This is a genomic window from Pseudomonadota bacterium, assembly GCA_022361155.1.
Taxonomy (GTDB): Bacteria; Myxococcota_A; Polyangia; order Polyangiales; family JAKSBK01; genus JAKSBK01.
The window spans coordinates 1-16601 of sequence record JAKSBK010000276.1; the positions used below are offsets into that span (position 1 = coordinate 1).

Annotated in this window: 16 protein-coding genes; 7 read left to right on the forward strand and 9 right to left on the reverse strand. The window is 65.5% G+C overall.

The window, feature by feature from the left end; genetic code table 11:
* Positions 1–293 precede the first annotated feature (293 nt).
* From MJD61_10445 to MJD61_10460, 4 genes are all read right to left on the reverse strand, one after another.
* On the reverse strand, positions 294–2078 hold the full coding sequence (locus MJD61_10445) for an Ig-like domain-containing protein (protein ID MCG8555688.1): 1785 nt from the start codon (positions 2076–2078) through the stop codon (positions 294–296).
* Entirely contained in the window at positions 2075–3082 is a 1008-nt protein-coding gene (locus tag MJD61_10450; protein ID MCG8555689.1) for an AraC family transcriptional regulator, read from the reverse strand. The genes MJD61_10445 and MJD61_10450 overlap by 4 nt, the downstream gene beginning before the upstream one ends.
* A gap of 690 nt (positions 3083–3772) precedes the next feature.
* Positions 3773–4567, reverse strand: coding sequence for a VOC family protein (locus MJD61_10455; GenBank protein MCG8555690.1), 795 nt, complete (start codon positions 4565–4567; stop codon positions 3773–3775).
* A 51-nt stretch (positions 4568–4618) separates the two neighbouring features.
* A complete protein-coding gene (locus MJD61_10460; GenBank protein ID MCG8555691.1) occupies positions 4619–5011 on the reverse strand; it encodes a hypothetical protein in 393 nt (130 codons plus the stop codon).
* A 32-nt stretch (positions 5012–5043) separates the two neighbouring features.
* Between MJD61_10460 and MJD61_10465 the strand changes: the two genes are divergently transcribed.
* The 5 genes from MJD61_10465 (at position 5044) to MJD61_10485 (ending at position 8966) form a co-directional block, all read left to right on the forward strand.
* On the forward strand, positions 5044–5928 hold the full coding sequence (locus tag MJD61_10465) for an acyl-CoA thioesterase II (protein MCG8555692.1): 885 nt from the start codon (positions 5044–5046) through the stop codon (positions 5926–5928).
* Between the two features lie 96 nt (positions 5929–6024).
* Positions 6025–6162 carry a hypothetical protein gene (locus tag MJD61_10470; protein MCG8555693.1) on the forward strand — a complete coding sequence of 46 codons (138 nt, stop codon included), beginning with the start codon at positions 6025–6027 and terminating at the stop codon, positions 6160–6162.
* 53 nt (positions 6163–6215) lie between these two features.
* Positions 6216–6962 carry an SDR family oxidoreductase gene (locus tag MJD61_10475; protein ID MCG8555694.1) on the forward strand — a complete coding sequence of 249 codons (747 nt, stop codon included), beginning with the start codon at positions 6216–6218 and terminating at the stop codon, positions 6960–6962.
* Entirely contained in the window at positions 6959–7804 is an 846-nt protein-coding gene (locus MJD61_10480; protein MCG8555695.1) for a fumarylacetoacetate hydrolase family protein, read from the forward strand. The genes MJD61_10475 and MJD61_10480 overlap by 4 nt, the downstream gene beginning before the upstream one ends.
* A 25-nt stretch (positions 7805–7829) precedes the next feature.
* Positions 7830–8966, forward strand: a complete 1137-nt coding sequence (locus MJD61_10485; protein MCG8555696.1) for a hypothetical protein — start codon at positions 7830–7832, stop codon at positions 8964–8966.
* 4 nt (positions 8967–8970) lie between these two features.
* Here the strand turns inward: MJD61_10485 and MJD61_10490 are convergent, their stop codons facing one another.
* From MJD61_10490 to MJD61_10510, 5 genes are all read right to left on the reverse strand, one after another.
* Positions 8971–10071 carry an aminoglycoside phosphotransferase family protein gene (locus MJD61_10490; GenBank protein MCG8555697.1) on the reverse strand — a complete coding sequence of 367 codons (1101 nt, stop codon included), beginning with the start codon at positions 10069–10071 and terminating at the stop codon, positions 8971–8973.
* A complete protein-coding gene (locus MJD61_10495; GenBank protein MCG8555698.1) occupies positions 10068–11024 on the reverse strand; it encodes an NTP transferase domain-containing protein in 957 nt (318 codons plus the stop codon). Before MJD61_10495 ends, MJD61_10490 begins: the two co-directional genes overlap by 4 nt.
* A 78-nt stretch (positions 11025–11102) precedes the next feature.
* Positions 11103–11825, reverse strand: coding sequence for a hypothetical protein (locus tag MJD61_10500; GenBank protein ID MCG8555699.1), 723 nt, complete (start codon positions 11823–11825; stop codon positions 11103–11105).
* A 196-nt stretch (positions 11826–12021) separates the two neighbouring features.
* Positions 12022–14088 (reverse strand): molybdopterin-dependent oxidoreductase, encoded by a 2067-nt coding sequence (locus MJD61_10505; GenBank protein MCG8555700.1) that lies wholly within the window; start codon positions 14086–14088, stop codon positions 12022–12024.
* The gene (locus MJD61_10510) at positions 14088–15398 is read right to left on the reverse strand and encodes a tetratricopeptide repeat protein (protein ID MCG8555701.1); all 1311 of its coding nucleotides are present in this window, start codon (positions 15396–15398) and stop codon (positions 14088–14090) included. The genes MJD61_10505 and MJD61_10510 overlap by 1 nt, the downstream gene beginning before the upstream one ends.
* Positions 15399–15793: 395 nt before the next feature.
* Here MJD61_10510 and MJD61_10515 point away from each other — a divergent pair, with 395 nt between their 5' ends.
* Positions 15794–15985 carry a hypothetical protein gene (locus tag MJD61_10515; GenBank protein MCG8555702.1) on the forward strand — a complete coding sequence of 64 codons (192 nt, stop codon included), beginning with the start codon at positions 15794–15796 and terminating at the stop codon, positions 15983–15985.
* Complete coding sequence (locus tag MJD61_10520) at positions 15982–16566, forward strand: nucleotidyl transferase AbiEii/AbiGii toxin family protein (GenBank protein MCG8555703.1); 585 nt, start codon at positions 15982–15984, stop codon at positions 16564–16566. The genes MJD61_10515 and MJD61_10520 overlap by 4 nt, the downstream gene beginning before the upstream one ends.
* Positions 16567–16601 lie beyond the last annotated feature (35 nt).

The following is a 16601-nucleotide window of genomic DNA, read 5'->3' on the forward strand; positions in this document are numbered from 1 at the left end:
AGGATGTCATGTGAGGTTGTGAGCGTGGCTTTGCCCCGGTTATTATCCAGCACGGGGTGTGCAGCCCATACCCCTTCAACTACACGAGGTCAGCCGAGCCAACCAGATGCACCCCACGGGATGCTTACGTGCGGAAGGCGCGTACGGCCGCGCAAGAAATACCGCGCCGTATTCTGTTGCTCAGGCAGCCATTGGGTTCTCGCGAGAGAAACCCATCCACTCGCGCTCGGATCTCCCTTCTTCGAGCTGCTCGCACAATCCATGTGCCTCATGCCGGCCGAGCTTGTTCAAACCTAAGGGAGGCATTGCGTAGAAGATTCACATCCATTGCCTGCGTATCCGTCGCAATTCCAGCGTCCCGCGGGACATACGACCCGCGCGCAGAGACCGACTTGGGGGGAACGCGCAAAGCCCAAATCGGAGAAGCTCGTGCACGCGTATCCCGCCGGACAGTAATCCGCCTCAGGCCAGCAAGACCGCCGCAGAGCGCAATAGTGTCCGGGGTAGTCCGACTGAATCTCATCTCCCCTGCACGTGATCCTCTGCTCGGCATTCTGACACGTGAGGCCCTGGAAGACATTGCCTACACACTGCTCCTCCAACGAGCCACAATCTTGGCTTTTCTCGCAGGTCGCCACGCAGGATCCAGACACGCATGCTTTGTTGCCTGTGCACGTACCACCGCAGCTGTCGGCCCGTACGCAGGCGAGATCGCCCCCGAGAAGCCCTGGGACCCCGATTCCCTCGCAAGACTGTCCGGTGTTCTGTCCGGGGTTACAGTCGGCGGTGGTCGTACAGGCGGCCAGGCAAATGCCGGTGTGGCAACGCCCGGAGTCGCACTCGTCCGCGTCTGTACACGGATCACCCGGCTGAACGCTGCCCGGAGCGATGCACTCACCCCATAGGTTTGTTGGCCTGCGCGACCCGAATCCACAAACGAGCCCTGCAGGGCAATCGGAATCGCCGAGGCAGTGCAGGACGGGCCGGCACACCGAGGCGTGGGCGTTCTGGGCGTTCGTATCGCACTGAAAACGCGGCTGCCCGTATCTTGATGGTACTGGACACTCCTGGCTCGACGTGCAGCCGATGCCGCAAATGTCGCGGTCATCGCACACGCACTCGTTGTTCCAGCACCCGTAGCCGGCGGGGCAGGGGGTCAGGAGGTTGCAGACCATCCCACCGCGCACGCATCTGCCGTCCGAGGCGCGGCAGGTGTCTTCCGGGACCAGGCAGGCGTCCTGACCGGACGGACACACGCCCTGACCGCCCGGAGGCTGAACGTGAGCGAACACTCGAATCAAGGCCGGCGAGCCCGTTTCTACCATTGCCGTGGCCGAAAGCTGGTTCAAGCCAGCATCGGGGCCAAGCGTCCAGTCGACCCGCGCGCGGCCGTCGGCATCGCTGCTCACGGTGCCGGGAGCGACGGATCCGTCGCCGGCAGTGACAGCGAAAGTAACCTCGACACCCGAGACTGGGTTGTCGTACTTGTCCCTGACGATCGCGACGGGCTGCACGGTCGCTTTCGGCTCGAAGGGGCCCGCAAACTGAAAATGCGGGTCGAATCCCAGTCTGTAGGCAGAGCCCGGCACGGCGGTGGCGGTGAACTTCGCAAAGATCTGCTTTCCGGTTTTCGGATCGACCGCCCGCGCTTCGAGCGTTTGCTGGAGCTCGGCTCGCGCACCCAGGGTCCAGAAATCGCTTGCGAGTCCTTGCCGGTTGGTGCGGGCGACCCCGGCGAACACCTTGCCGTTGAGCGGATCGTGGACGACGCCGTTGCCGATGACGATTGTGCCACCCATGCCGCCGATGCCGAGTATCGGGTACTCGCTCTCGGTCGTCACGACGAAATTGACTGTTCGGTTCCTGAGCGGCCGCCCGTTTTTCCTTACGACCTTGACGACCAGGGGCTGCGCAAGCTCGGTCCCGACTTCACCCGTCTGCCCGTCGCCGCTGACGATGAGCATTGACGCCTGCACGGCTATATCCCCTTCGACCTCCGACTGCCCGATGCAGCCGCCGAGTAAGACCACGATCAGCGCCGCTACCGGCGCCAGCCACCTGCCTGTGCACATATTCATAGCTCCTTCCTCCTGAAGGCCGAGAGATTCCTGCATCCTCGGACTTTCCGATGCGGCCCGCCATGCCACCGCGGGCGGATGGACACAACTGGATCGTGAAACCGGCTCCAGTAGCAGCCTGGCGTGAAGCCCACCATGTTTCGAAACACTTTCGTCATGTGCGGCTGATCGGCGAAGCCAGCCGCCAGCGCGATTTGCGCCAAGCTGCTGGCACGTCCGGGCTGCTTTCGCGCTTCAGCACCCCGGATCGCCGCCATGGCCCGCTCCACCCGGATCCGCTGCCTAAACGCGGACGGAGGCAACCCGTACTCGAGCTTGAAGGCGCGGGTCAACTCGTAAGGCTTGATGTCCCGCACGCTGCAAAACGAGTCCAGTCTGGTTTCGTCGTGACAGTCGGCTAACGCCGCCCGGAGCTCGCGGGCTTCTGGGCTCCTGCGGTGCGCGTCGCGGTGGCTCGTCGCGCCCGGCCGCTGCTCGAATCCGCGCAGGGCATCGAAGAACGCAAACAGGGCCTTGAGCGGCTCGAGCTCCTCACCGGAATTCGTCGGACTTGTGGTCTGGTCGAGTGCCTGGACCACACGGTACATCGCCTGCCACAGGCGGGGATCGTCCAGCTGTTGCCGGTAGGTTCGCGGCTCGGCGAGACCCCACCTCTCGAGCGCATCCGGTTCGAGCCTCAGGACGCGAAAATCGGCGAGGGGCAGTTGCTCGGTCACGTGCGTGTCGCCGGGCAGCAGGACCATCAACGACCTGGGCTGCATCCTATAGATCTTGCGGTCAAGCCTCCACCTCTGTCCGGGCCAACGCTCCATGCGTATCGCAATACAGAAGGTCAGCGAGCTGTGGAACAGGGACCACAAGCGTCTGGAGCGCGTCACGGTCCACTGCTCGGCGCCCAGCCTAGGGTAGTAGTCGACCACGACCCGCTCGGCCGATGCGGGATGATGGTCAGGGCCGCAGGCAGCCGCTTGGTCTTCAGACAGCCGAGTCCTTGTCCGCTTCATCTACGGTTCCACCGGTCGTGGTGATTGCTCTGCACTCCCTACCGGTGCAGTTCGCCACTCCCTCGTTTCCGGATGCCGAACCTATATCCGTTCGTTCCGACCGCCAAGATGCTGGCGCGCGCGGTATCCAGGAGAGCGCCAAAAAAATGCAAGGCGGTACAAGGATCGCACCGGTGTAGTCTTCTCCCTACCCGGTGTCAGCGACGCAGGGCTCCCCAGCTCCTCGGCTCTCCACGCTAATGTCCTGTATCCGAAATCCCGCACATAATTCGCCGGCCCTTGACACCGCTCACGCCATCGATCGCCGTTTGGCCATCTCCTGGAAATAGCGATGCACTGCATCGAAATTGAACCGCAGCCTGCGTCGATTCGATGACCCGAGCGTCGCCAATTGCTCGCCGACTTATGTACGTAATCACGGATACAGGACACTAAGGCGTCGGGTCGGTTCACAATCGCGTTTCCCGCGGGTCCGCCATTCCCGCATATTCGACTGAGACCTTGACCCTACTAAAGCGGGTCCTGGCAACCGCAGTGCAGGCCAACCGTGCTCCGCCTCGCTTGCCATGAAGACCCCCCTCAACGTCGTACAAGCCCTTACCGGGCAAGGTGCTGCTGCGGCTGGGCAGCCGCCCGCTGCTCGCGTGCATGCTGGATCAGGTGCGCGCAGCGGATGCGTCGCCGTGCGGGCTAGTCGGTCGGCACCAGCATCTGGATCAGGACGAAGTGACCGCCTTGGGGGTCGTGGACGATGGCGAAGCGGGCGAAGTCCTTCATTTCGATCGTTGGACCGTCCTGGCTGCCGCCGAGGTTCTTGAGCCGCTCGAGGGAGGCGTCCAGGTCGCCGACGCTGAAGTAGACCGCCCAGTGGGGCGGCACCGGGCCCCACTCCTTTTGGATCTCGAGCATGCCGGCAGCCGGCCGCTCGCCGTTCTTGAAGCTGGTGTAGTCTTGACCGGTGGCACCTTTCTGCACCTCGGAGGTCCAGCCCAACAGGCTTTGATAGAAGTTCTTGGCAGCCGCAGTATCGGTGGTTTGGAGCTCGTTCCAGCTCCAGCAGCCCGGCTCGTTGACCAGCATGGTTCGGTCGTCTTCTTTGGGCTGCCATAGCGACAATACCGCCCCCTGAGGGTCCTTGATCACGGCCATGCGCCCGATGGTCATCACGTCAAAGGCCGGCTGCAGGATCTCGGCTCCGAGCTCCTTGGCGCGTGCCGCCGCTTGATCCGCGCTGTCGACCGCCACGTAGCTAGCCCAGTGGGGCGGCACGCCTTGACTGCGCATCTGCTCGTTCATGCCGTAGGCCCCGCACACGCTCTTGCCTTGCTTGAAGAACATGGTGTAGGTGCCTGCATCCCCTGCCGGCATGTCCTGCGCGGTCCAACCGAACAGCTCGCTGTAGAAGGCCTTTGCGGCCGCGGCGTCGGTGGTCGCCAGGTCGACCCAACAGAAACTGCCTGGAGTGTGCGTGCTCAGCTCAGCCATCTGAACGTGCCTCCTGTACTCTCGCCATAAGCGCATACAAAGCGCTCGTGATCAAGAGCCTTGTTGACCCTGTGCCCCAACCGTGGTCCAACGCAACGAGGCGATCCAGGTCCCGAAGTGCAAGGCCAGCAGCAGCGAGGCGCCCGAAACCCGGGCGCCGAGGGCGCGATCGCGCAGGCAGGCGTGAAGCCCGGCCAGGACCGCGCCCGGCCCGAGGACGGCGAGCACCGCTGCGGTCACGGCAACGCGCCCGCCCGCCACGAAGGCCGGATCGACGTCGCCGAGGGCGCGAATCACCACCGCCGCGCTGGAGATCGCGAGCACAGCCGTGGCCAACCCAAGCGCGAGGCGCGTGGCTTTGGGGCGGCCGTCCACGCCGCTTACCATGGCAGGCGAAAGCTCCAACATCCAGCGTGGCTGTCCAAACGCATCCTCGCTGATCAAAGCAGGTCGCCTGCGTGCTATGAGTGCCCGGCGTGACGCGTGCACTCGAGCGGTTGCTGCAGGGCCTGGAGCTACGGGAGCTCGAGCCCGATGTGTATCAGGGCCGCGCTGGCACGCCGCTCGGTCGCGGGCTCTTCGGGGGTCACGTGGCGGCTCAAGCCTTTATGGCGGCTGGCCGGAGCGTGCACGATGCTCATCCGCAGTCGCTGCACGCATACTTCTTGCGCGCAGGCGACGTGCAGCAGCCCATCCGCTACGAGGTGACGCGCAGCAAAGAAGGGCGCGCGTTCAAGGCGCGCACGGTGTGCGCGGTCCAGGGCGGTCAAGAGATCTTGAGCATGCTGGCGTCGTTTCATGTCGACGAGGTCGGGCCCGAGCATCAGGACTCGATGCCCCTCGCGAGCGATCCCGAAGACCTGCCCGCGCTGGCCGAGATTGCCGGCAGAGCGCCGGCACACTGGCCCGCGGAAATCGTACAACATCTTCAGCGTCCCCACCCCATCGAGCTGCGTTTCGACGAGCCTCGGGACCCGCTCGGCTCCCAGGACCGGGTGCCCCGCCAGCGCGTGTGGATCCGCACGAACGGTGCGCTTCCCGCAGATCCATTGCTGCATGCCGCCATGCTGGTTTATGCGTCGGACTTGACCCTGCTTGGAGCGGCTGTCCGCGCCCAGGGCCAACCCCTGTGGACTCGTGTGCTTCGCCTCGCCAGCCTGGACCACGCGTTGTGGTTTCACACGAGTCCGTGCTTCGACGGCTGGGTGCTCTACGATCAGCACAGTCCGGCCGCTGCCAGCGGGCGCGGCCTGGCGCTTGGGCGCATGTTTGCGAGCAACGGCCGGCTGCTCGCCAGCGTAGCGCAGGAAGGGCTGCTCAGACCGCGTCCGGGTTTTTCGGAAATGCGAGCGACGGACTAGCGAGGTTCATGAGTGAGACCCGTTTTTTGTAGCTGCCAACTCCGGACCGGAACGTGTGATCCGTGGTAGTACTGTCCTGGCTCCCTGATTTCGTACATGAGGCACGATCACGATCACGACCACGACTACGACTACGACTACGACTACGACTACGACTACGACTACGACTACGACTACGACTACGACTACGACTACGACCACGACTACGACCACGACTACGACTACGATGTGTGATCGTTCTCCTGGTACATGGATGCAGGTGTGTAGCAAGCAGGCAGGTAAGTCGAATGCAACATCCTCAGACAAGCAGGCGGCTAGCTGGCCGCCAAGCCCTGATCACCGCGGCGGGTCAGGGGATCGGGCGGGCGATTGCCACGGCCTTCGCGAGCGAGGGGGCCGACGTACTGGCCACGGACATCGACCAGGCGGCTTTGACGCAGCTTGACGGCTGCCGGACCCGCATCCTCGATGTTACCGATGGCGCGGCCGTCCAAGGGCTCGCCTCCGAGCTCGAGACGCTGCACCTGCTCGTCAACTGCGCCGGCTTCGTGCACAGCGGCACGATCCTGGACTGCGACGAGAAGGCATGGGATTTTTCCTTCAACGTCAACGTCAAAGGCATGTACCTGGTCACCCGCGCCTTGCTGCCCAAGATGCTTGCCTCCGGCGGCGGCTCGATCATCAACCTTTCATCCGTGGCGAGCTCGATCAAAGGCGTGCCGAACCGTTTCGCGTACGGCAGCAGCAAGGCGGCCATCGTCGGGTTGACCAAGGCCGTTGCGGCCGATTACGTCGCGCAGGGGATTCGCTGCAACGCGATCTGCCCCGGCACGGTGCAGTCCCCCTCGCTCGAGGCGCGGCTGGCAGCGACCGGGGACTACGAAAAAGCACGGGCCGATTTCGTGGCCCGCCAGCCCATGGGTCGGATCGGTCGGCCCGAGGAGATCGCGGAGCTCGCGGTCTACTTGGCGTCCGATTTGTCGGCCTACGCCACGGGTCAGAACTTCGTTATCGATGGAGGTTGGACGGCATGAAACTGCTACGCTTCGGTCCTGCTGGTCAGGAAAAACCGGGAATCCTCGACGGCGAGGGCGGCATTCGGGACCTGTCGGCCATCGTGGATGACATCGCTGGAGCGCAGCTGACGCGGCAAGGGTTGGCGCGCCTTGCCGAGGTGAGGCCCGAGGAGCTACCCAAGGTGGGCGCAGACGTGCGCATTGGACCGTGCGTCGGCCGCGTGGGCAAGTTCATCTGCATCGGCTTGAACTACCGGGACCACGCCAGGGAGTCCAACTTGGAGCTGCCGAGCGAGCCGGTGGTCTTCGCCAAGTGGACCAGCGCGATTTGTGGTCCCAACGACACCGTCATCAAGCCCCGGGGCAGCACGAAACTGGATTGGGAGGTGGAGCTCGGCGTGGTGATCGGGGACGGGGGCGGCTACATCGACGAGCGCGACGCAGGCAAGCATATCGCCGGCTACTGCGTAATCAACGACGTTTCGGAGCGTAACTTTCAGCTAGAGCGGGGAGGGCAGTGGGACAAGGGCAAGGGGTCAGACCACTTCGGACCCATCGGCCCTTGGCTCGTCACCCATGACGAGATCGGCGACGACCCCTCGTTACCGCTCTGGCTCGAAGTCAACGGGCGGCGATTTCAGTCGAGCAATACCAACAATATGGAGTTTCAACCGAACTTCATCGTCCATTACCTCAGTCAGTTCATGAGCCTGCAACCGGGCGATGTAATCTCGACAGGCACGCCTGCCGGCGTGGGGCTGGGGCAGGATCCTCCCATCTATCTGAACCCCGGCGATACGATGCGGTTGGGAATCGAGGGCCTCGGCATGCAGGAGCAGACGGTCAGCAGTGCAGACTAGGAACCAGGAACCAGGGAATCCGGTCTTGAAGACGCTCCCACATGCACCGGTAGCCCTGTCGCTGGCCGCGGCGATGGCTGCCACCGCCTGCGGCGCAAGCAAGGCGCCGGCAGGCAAGCGGGGCGGCACCGGCGAGGTAGACAAGGAGCTTGCGCCTTTGGGTGTGCCCTACCTGGCGGCGGGGGGCGCGCACGTGTGCGGGGTTACATCGAAGGGAGCGCTGTACTGCTGGGGCAAGCACGCAAAGCAGGCTCCGAAGGCACGCTTCCGGGCGGTCGCAGCCGGCTTCGAGCACACGTGTGGCACGCGTACGGAGCCCGGCCGTGCAGGGCAGGTGCAGTGCTGGGGAGCCGAGGGCAAGTCATGGGCCACGGCTCCCCCGGGCGTGTACGTGCAGCTAGCGGCAGGTCGCCGGCACACCTGCGGCCTTCGCAAGAGCGGTCGCATTCGCTGCTGGGGCAGCAACGACCGGCGCCAGTCCGAGCCACCCGCCGGCAAGTTCAAGTCCCTCAGCGCCGGCAAGAATCACAATTGCGCTATCGACATGGAGGATACGATCCAGTGTTGGGGGGCGGACAAGAAGGGACAGGTTAGCGGCTCTCCCCACGGCAAGTACGTGCGAGTAGCGTCCGGCGGCGATACGAGCTGCGCCATCGCGCGCACCGGTGCCGTCGACTGCTGGGGCGCCTCCGACGAAGCGCAAACCGGCGCGCCCGAGGAGCGCTTTCGGCAGGTCACGCTCGGCCTGGCGCACGGCTGCGGGATCACGGCGGAGTACAAGGCGCGCTGTTGGGGTGCCAACGACGAGGGGCAGGCTGCGGCTCCCAAGGGGGAGTACCTGCAGCTTTCAGCCGGCTGGTCGCACACCTGCGGTATCGAACGGCGTTCGGGCGAGGTCCGATGCTGGGGCAACGACTTCTGGGGCGAGACCACGCCGCACGCCAAATTCGCCAAAGTCGAGGTGCCCAAGCCCAAGGCCAGCGTCAAGCTGCCCAAGCTCAAGCGCACCAAGACGGCTGCCGCCGGCGATTCCGAATCGAGCGCAGCCGTGCAGGCCAGCCTCGCGGTAGTGGACGAAGCTTTCGGCGGCAAGGGGCGAGCGAGCAAGCCGGCCAAGAAGCGCAAGCACAAGGGCAAGCGCAAGCGCACGAGCAAGCGCTGACGCGTTATCCGGACGGCGTCAGCTTGCGCAGCTCGTCAAAGCGCTCCTCGATCGTCTCAACGAGACGAAACTGGGCTCGGCAGCGGTCGCGGTTGTGATGCGGTCGCTTGGTCTTGAAATAGATGTCGCCGTCGAGGTAATCGGTCAGGAACCGCATACCGATCTCGAGCGTGATCAGCTGGCCCGCGAACGGGAACAGCTCGCGCTCGAGCGGCGTAAGCAGGGCACCCATGGCTTCGCTATAGCCTCGCGCAAGCGCCTCGTAGAAGGAAGGACGCACGAACACGCGCTCGAGCCGTGTTTCGTCCTCGGGTGTCGCACTCGTGATGGTGCGGACCATATCGCCGAAATCGTACAGCAGCGAGCCCGGCATGACCGTGTCGAGATCCACCACGCACACGCCCTCGTGGCTCGCCTCGTCGATCAGCACGTTGTTGAGCTTGGTGTCGTTGTGGGTGATACGGAGCGGAAGATCACCGGATGCCAGTGCGTCCGTCAATCTCGCCATCAACCCGGCGCGCTGGTGCGCGAAATCGAGCTCCTCGCTGACGGATCCGGCGCGCCCGTGCAAATCCGCGCGGGCTGACTCGCACATGCGTGCGTAGCGGGTTGGCGTATGATGAAAGCCCGCGATGGTCTCGTGCAACTCGGTCGCATCCAGGTCAGCCAGAGAAAGGACGAAGCGGCCGAATGCGCTCGAGGCCTGATACGCGAGCTCGGGCGTTTCAGGAAACTCGTACGTCAGCGCGCGGTCGACGAACAGGTAGGTGCGCCAGGCCTCACCGTCGATCAGCGCATGGGAGCCGCCCTGGCGCGCGGGCACGATGGTCAGCGTCCGTCGTTCGACGTCACGCGCCCCCCCGCGCCGCAGGCTGGCCGCGGCGTGGCCGGTGACCCGTGCGATGTTTTCCATCAGCAGGTCGATACGCGGGAACACGCGCTGACTTATGCGCTGGTGAATGTACGACACGCGCTCGCCTGCGCGCTCGTATTGGGCCAAGAAGGTGTCGTTGATGTGGCCGTTGCCATAGGGTGCCATGGAGATCGGCCGGGCAGCGATGTCGAAGTGACATGCAACGGACTCGAGCGAGCGTTGTTGCGTCACCGAATGCTCGCCTCGGACCACAACTGCCGGGGATAGCGACCGGCCGCTACGAGCCGGCGGAGCGCCTCTTGCAGCGTGCGCTTGTCGCCGGCGTAGGTGACGCCGTGCCACCTGTCACTCGTCGCCAAGACCTCGACCTGCAGCTTCTGCTCCCGGATGAGCTCATCGACGCACGAGGGCAGATAATACTCCGCACTCAGGCGCCGATCGTTCGGCAGCGTGGTGACGAACGAGATCAGGAGCCGCTCGATGTGGCCGAAGATGCCGGGAAAGAAAGCCCAGATGTTCATGGATACCGGCTCGTCGCCGCGGAGCTGCCGCCGGCCGCCGTCCGGATCGAATTGCCGGGGCCCCTCAGCCGTGTTTCGGATGTCCGTGAGCTCCTCGATACCCTCCAAACGACCTTCGCTGTCGCGGCGACACACGCCCCTCGCAACTCCCCCGTGCGGCGAAAGGGTGTGCTCCAGCCGGAAGCCAACCAGGGCTGCCCGAAGCGTCGCATCGGCGGCGTCGACCCGGTTGAAGAACGCGGCAAGCTGGCGAAACGCTTCGAGGCCGTAAAAATCGTCTGCGTTGACCACGGCGAATGGCGTGTCGATGTGCTTGCGGGCCGACCAGACGGCATGTGTCGTGCCCCACGGTTTGCTGCGGTCGGGCACCGCGGGGCAGGGGCCCGGAAGGTCGTCAACGGCCTGAATCGCGCACTCGATGGGCACCCGGCGACCGAACCGCGCATCCATCCTGGCACGGAAGTCAGCGGCGAAATCCCTACGCACGACAAACACCACCTTGCCGAAGCCGCAACGTAGGGCATCGAACACCGAATACTCCAGGACCGTCTCGCCTCCCTCACCCATCGGGTCGAGCTGCTTGAGCCCGCCGTAGCGACTGCCGAGGCCGGCAGCCAGCACCAGCAATGTCGGTCGTCGGGTCACCTTTTGGGCCTCATCCATGCAGCGCCCATATGTAGACGGTAACTTCCAAGATGCAAGCGCGGCGAGTCACCAACGCCGTAAGGGCGGCGCCATCTCTCAGTTTGCCATCGCTAGAATCGTGAACTGCGCATCGGCCGCGCCCCCATTCGAATGGAAGCACAGCACCCGGACCACGAGGTCGCCGCGGCGGCTCCAGTGGCCCACCTTGCAGTAGTTATCCCCTGGTCCATAGGCGGTTACTTGGACCGTGCTGCCGCGTTGCTTGTTTTGGGCGAGACGGGGGAAGGTCACATCGTAGACGCCCAGGCCGTTGCGGCGGATCTGGACCGGGCCGCCCTGGTTGTGGGAGTAGGTCTGATCGGCGGGATAGCTCGCCGTGCCCGGCCTCGAGGCCCATGCGTACGCCATGCGCGGGCCGGTGCCGCCTGCGAGCGCCAACACGGTGTACTGCGAGTCCCTCGGTCGTCCGCGCCGGCCGAAGCAACCGACGGACACCACGAGGTCGCTGCCGTGTGAGCTCCAGTGTAACACCTTGCAGTATGTTGCCCCACTGCCGTAGCTCGTTACCTGTACGTTGCTGCGCCGGCGCGCGACTCCGGCGAAGGTCACGTCGTAGCGTCCTTGGCTGCGGCGCTGAATGTGGATGCGGCCGTTGGGATTGTTGGAGTACGTGGGGTCGGGGGTGTAGCTTGGTGCAGTGGGGTTGTTGGCCCACACGTAGGCGCGTACGGCGGCTTGGGCTTCGGACGGCGCGAACGCCGCTCCCGCTACCAGAATCAATACTGCTGACAGGAGGCTGTTGTCGATCTTGGCTGTCATGGTTCTTTCCTTTCCAGGACCTGCGCGACGGCTCCAGCTGCACGGCGAGCTTCGTCGCAGGCCAGATCATAAACGGGTGGCGCTGGTCGTGAACAGCCCCAAGCGTGCCGTCCGGAACGAGGCCGCGCGCTTCATGGCGTCGCGGGGGAATGCCAGAGCCGGCGCGCCCGCAGAAAGGACCGGAGGAATAGCAGCGCTATCTTGAGGATTCTCTCGAGGACGAAAGCGGCTCTGGCGCCGTTGTGGACAGGAACCTCGCTACCTGGACGCGGGCATCGTTGTAGCAAGCACCGCGTCCCAGATCGGCCTCGCCATCTGGACACAGCGCGTTGGCCGTGAGGCCGTTGGCTGTGTGCTTGCGCCAAAGCCCCTTGGGCAACGCCACCGTCCCGGGACGGATCGCATCGGTCACCCGAGCCAAGCATAGGACCTGTGTGTGTGCGTTGAATACGCGAACGGTGCTTCCCGTGCTGATGCCGCGGCTGGCCGCGTCGGTGGGGTGAATCTCGGCGCGGGCCTGCCGCTGCCGCAGCTGTCCGAAGGTGGAGGACACCGTGTGGGACGGGGCCGGCGAGATGAGCGCGAGCGGGTAGTCCGGCGTGGCGGGATCCGGCTGAAAGGTGTACAGGCCGGCAGGGGTCTGCTGGTCGAGGTGCTGTGGACACAGCTCGATCGCGCCGCTGGCGGTAAGTGGTCGCGTGTCGAGCATCTGAATCGGCGCGGCCACTTGCGGCGCCGCCATGCCTTGGGCGGCCAGCTCCGCGCGCAGCCGTTGGGCGTCCTGCGCGCTATCCAGAACCGCCGCGCACAGTTCATCCGATGTGCGCGGATCGTCCGGTTTGGATAGTCCGAGTCGGTCGCACAGCTCCAGGAAGACCTCGTAGTTCGGCCGGGCCTGGCCAACAGGTTTCGCTGCCGGCGGCGAGTCAAACAGCCTCATGGCACCGTAGCCGTTTTGCAGCTCTCGGTGCTCCAAGAACGTGGTGGCAGGGAGCACCACGTCCGCGTACCTGGCCGTATCGGTCATGACCTGATCGTAGACGACGCTGAAGAGATGCTCGGATGCCAGACCGGCGATCACCCGCGCCTGCTCCGGTGCGGTGGCCACCGGATTGCAGTTGTATACGAACAGCAGCCGAATGGGAGGGTCGCGTAGCTCGGCGAGCGCGCGGCCGAGCTGCGACATGTTGACTTCGCGTGTAGCGGGCTCGGGCTCGGACACGGCGGTTTCCGAGCTCAGGCCAAAGGCGCGGCTGTTGGACATGGTGAAGCCTCCGCCGCGGACTCCGAATTTGCCTGCGACCGCGGGTAGGCTCAGGATGGCTGCCGCGGCGCTGCCGCCATTGCGGTTGCGCTCGACACCCCAGCCACACCGAATCACCGCGGGCGCGCTGTTGGCGTACAGCGCTGCAAGGGCTTCAACCTGCCTCTCGGCGAGGTTGCAGACCTGCGCCGCCCGGGCGATCGGCCACAGCGAGGCGCGCGCTCGAAGACGTTGCGCACCGAGCGCGTTGGCAGCGAGGAAGGGCCGGTCCGCGCGCCCGTTCGTAAACAGCCAATCGATGAGCGCGAGCGCGAGCGGCAGGTCGGTGCCCACCCGTGGAGCCAGATGCAGGTCTGCGCGCTTCGCCAGGGGGATCTGGCGGGGATCGATCACCACCAGCTTGGCGCCACGCCGCTGGGCCTCGCGTACGATAGGCACGAGGTGAATGCCCGTGGCCGAGGGATTGCATCCCCAAACGATGATCAGCTCGGCGTGCACGTAATCCTCGAGCGCAACTCCGGGCATGGCGCCATAAAGGCCCGTGGCCGCGCTGCTGGTGGGCTTGGCGCAGAAGGTCTCGAGCAGTCGGCTGGCCCTGAGCCTGCGAAACAAGCGCGCGTCCACGCAGCCGTGCGTCAGCCTTCCGTTCGAGCCCCCGTAGGCGAAGGGGAGAATCGCCTCCCCCCCGTGCTCGTCGCGCACGCGCGCCAGCTCGCTGCTCACCCGGTGCAAGGCATCGTCCCAGGTCGTCTCACGAAACCGGCCGTCGCCTTTGTTGCCCGTGCGGAGCAGCGGGGCGGCGATGCGATCCGACCCGTACATGTGCTCGTCGAAACGCCGCACCTTGCCGCAGATGAACGAGCGGGTCAGCGGATTGAGCGCGCTGCCGTCCAATCCGAGCACGCGACCGTTATCGGTGACGACGTTCAGGCTGCACATATCGGGACAATCGAGCGGGCAAGCCGAGCGAGCGGTCTGTGCGTTCGCGGCCACCGGCACTAGCGATCGAGGCCTCGCAAGGCCCTTGTTGCCGCTGCGTTGTCGGGGTCGAGCTCCAGGGCTCGCTCGTAGGCGTGCCGCGCGCGAGCGCGATCCCTTGCCGCCAGGTAGGCACGCCCCAAGGCGGCGTGGAAGCCCGAGCGGTAAGGCGCCAGCTCCACGGCCCGCGTATAGGCCTCGGTCGCCGCGTGTACGTTGCCCAGAGCGAGCTCCGCAGCGCCCAATCCGGCATAGCTGCCGGGATGATCGGGTGCCTGTCCGGTGGCCTCTCGATACAGTCGCGCGGCCTCCCGGTAGCGGCGCGCCTGATAGCGCTTGCGGGCCCGGGCGCGCAGCTGTGCCGCCGGTCCCTCTTCGTGTTCGCCCGCCGTGGGTTGCGAAGCCGAGGGGTGCGCTCGGCGTTCGCGCTGCCTCGGATGCGTGGCTTCGGTCGGTCCCTGGCTTGTCCGTTCGGCCCCATGCGGGCGGCGAGGCTCGTGAACAACCGGCGCAGCGCGGGCTCGCTCGCGAGGGTCGGGACCGCCTGCAGGCCCAGATGCCTTCTCCAGGGCGTCTTCGCCCAGTTGCGCCTTGCGGATCACGGTGTCGTTGCCGCCCGTTTGCGTCTGGCCCGCTGCAGGTTGGCCCTCGCTTGGTTGCCTTGCCCGATGCGGTTCGCTTCGCTTCGTTAGCAGCAACACGCCAAGCGCCGCGGCCACGACGCCGGCGGCTGCCACGACCACCAGACGGGAAACCGGCAGCCCAAGGCGCGCCGCGAGGTTCGCGATCGGAAACAAAGGCCGCTCGGCGGGGGGCACGCCAACGCTCGCGTGAGCGGCTTCGATCTTGCCGGGTTGCAGCGCGCGGCTGCTTCCGGGCTCCGGACGCATGGCGGCCGCCGCATATACCTCGGTCGCGGCATCCGGATGGACCTCCCGCCGAGGATCCAGGCGCCGGGCTAGCGGCATGGCTGTCGCTTGTGGCGAGGCCCCAACCCCCCGGCCTTCGCCGGCTTCGAGCTTCTCGGCCTTCGGGGCGGCGTCCTTGTGCGGGGCGGCCTGTCCGACGACCTGGATGTCGGCTGCCTCCAGAACCTCGGTCCGGTTGGGCGCCCTGGGTGCGCCTGCGTCGCCCACCACGTGGATGTCGGCCGCGTCCAGAACCTCGGTCTTGAGGGCGGCGATCCTGTGCGGCGCCGTGTCTTGTTGCGGGCAGGCGGTTTGTTCGCCTGCGTCGCCCACCACCTGGATGTCGGCTGCCTCCAGAACCTCGGTCCGGTTTGGGCTGGTTGATGCCGGTGGCCCGGGTGGTGCTGGTCCTCGCCTGCTCACGAATCTCCGCCGGCTTCGCGCTCCAGCGGTGAGGCTAGAGCGGACAGCTCACGCGGTCAAACCGCGACGAGGCGCAACCGCAGCGGCGCTCGACCCCAAGGCGTCGGGGCCGCGGGAACAGCTTGGGGCAGTCGCTAGCTACATGACGGTGCAAAAGTAGGGGAGGTTTTTCAGTGATTGCGGGGGCTGGATAGCTGGGCGGCCAACCGAAGCGGCGCTTTTTCCGGGCGAGCCCGAGGCCGGAGTCGGTGGCGGAGGCGGAGAGCCGAGACGGAGATAGAGGGCCGCGGCGGAGGCAGAGGTTGTGATGCGAGTAACGGCGCGCACATGGATCGGTGCGGCCACGCTATGGTTCTGTTGGGCGCAGTTGTTCGAACCCGTGCTACGCTGGCAGCGTGGATGCCCTCGAACGTTCAGACATCCTGCTGGACCAGGAGGCAAGTTGCGCGGATAAGCTCGCACAGGCGTTCGAACTGATGGCTGAAGGCTTTGAGCTCAAGCGTGCAGCGCTCAAGCATCGCGATCCCCAGGCGACAGAGGAGGAGCTCGAGGACGCGTTCTGCGCCTGGTTGTACGCAGAGTCATGACCTCCTCGGAGCTGCTTGACTCGCTGCGCCTTGTCATCGCCGAGCTCTCCACTCGTGGCCGAGGCCATGCGCTTGTCGGCGGCATTGCAGTCTCGGTTCGCGCCGAAGTCCGCTTCACTCGTGATGTGGATCTGGCAGTGCAGGTCCGAGACGACCCCGAGGCGGAGGTACTTGTTCGCGACCTCGGCCTGCGAGGCTATGTCCCCATTGCCACCGTGGAACACGAAGCCACCCAGCGCTTGTCGACGGTACGCTTGAAGGCGTCAACGGGCATGAAGATCGACCTGCTCTTCGCTTCGTGCGGAATCGAGCGTGAGGTTGTAGCGCGGGCGACGCCCGTCGAGCTGCCGGAGGTTGGCTTCGTGCCTGTGGCTGAGCCAGAGGAGCTGCTGGCCATGAAGGTACTGTCGATGAGCGAACGACGCCTTCAAGATCGGCTGGACGCGCAACGCCTGGTCACGCGCAACCCCGGTCTCGATATCGAGCGGGTCAGAGACAACCTGCGACTGATCACCGAGCGCGGATACAACCGGCAACGCGACCTGGCCAAAGCGCTGACCGCCCTGCTCGCCGAATTGTGAGCGCTTGGGTGAAAACCTGACCTGTTTCGTCCAGA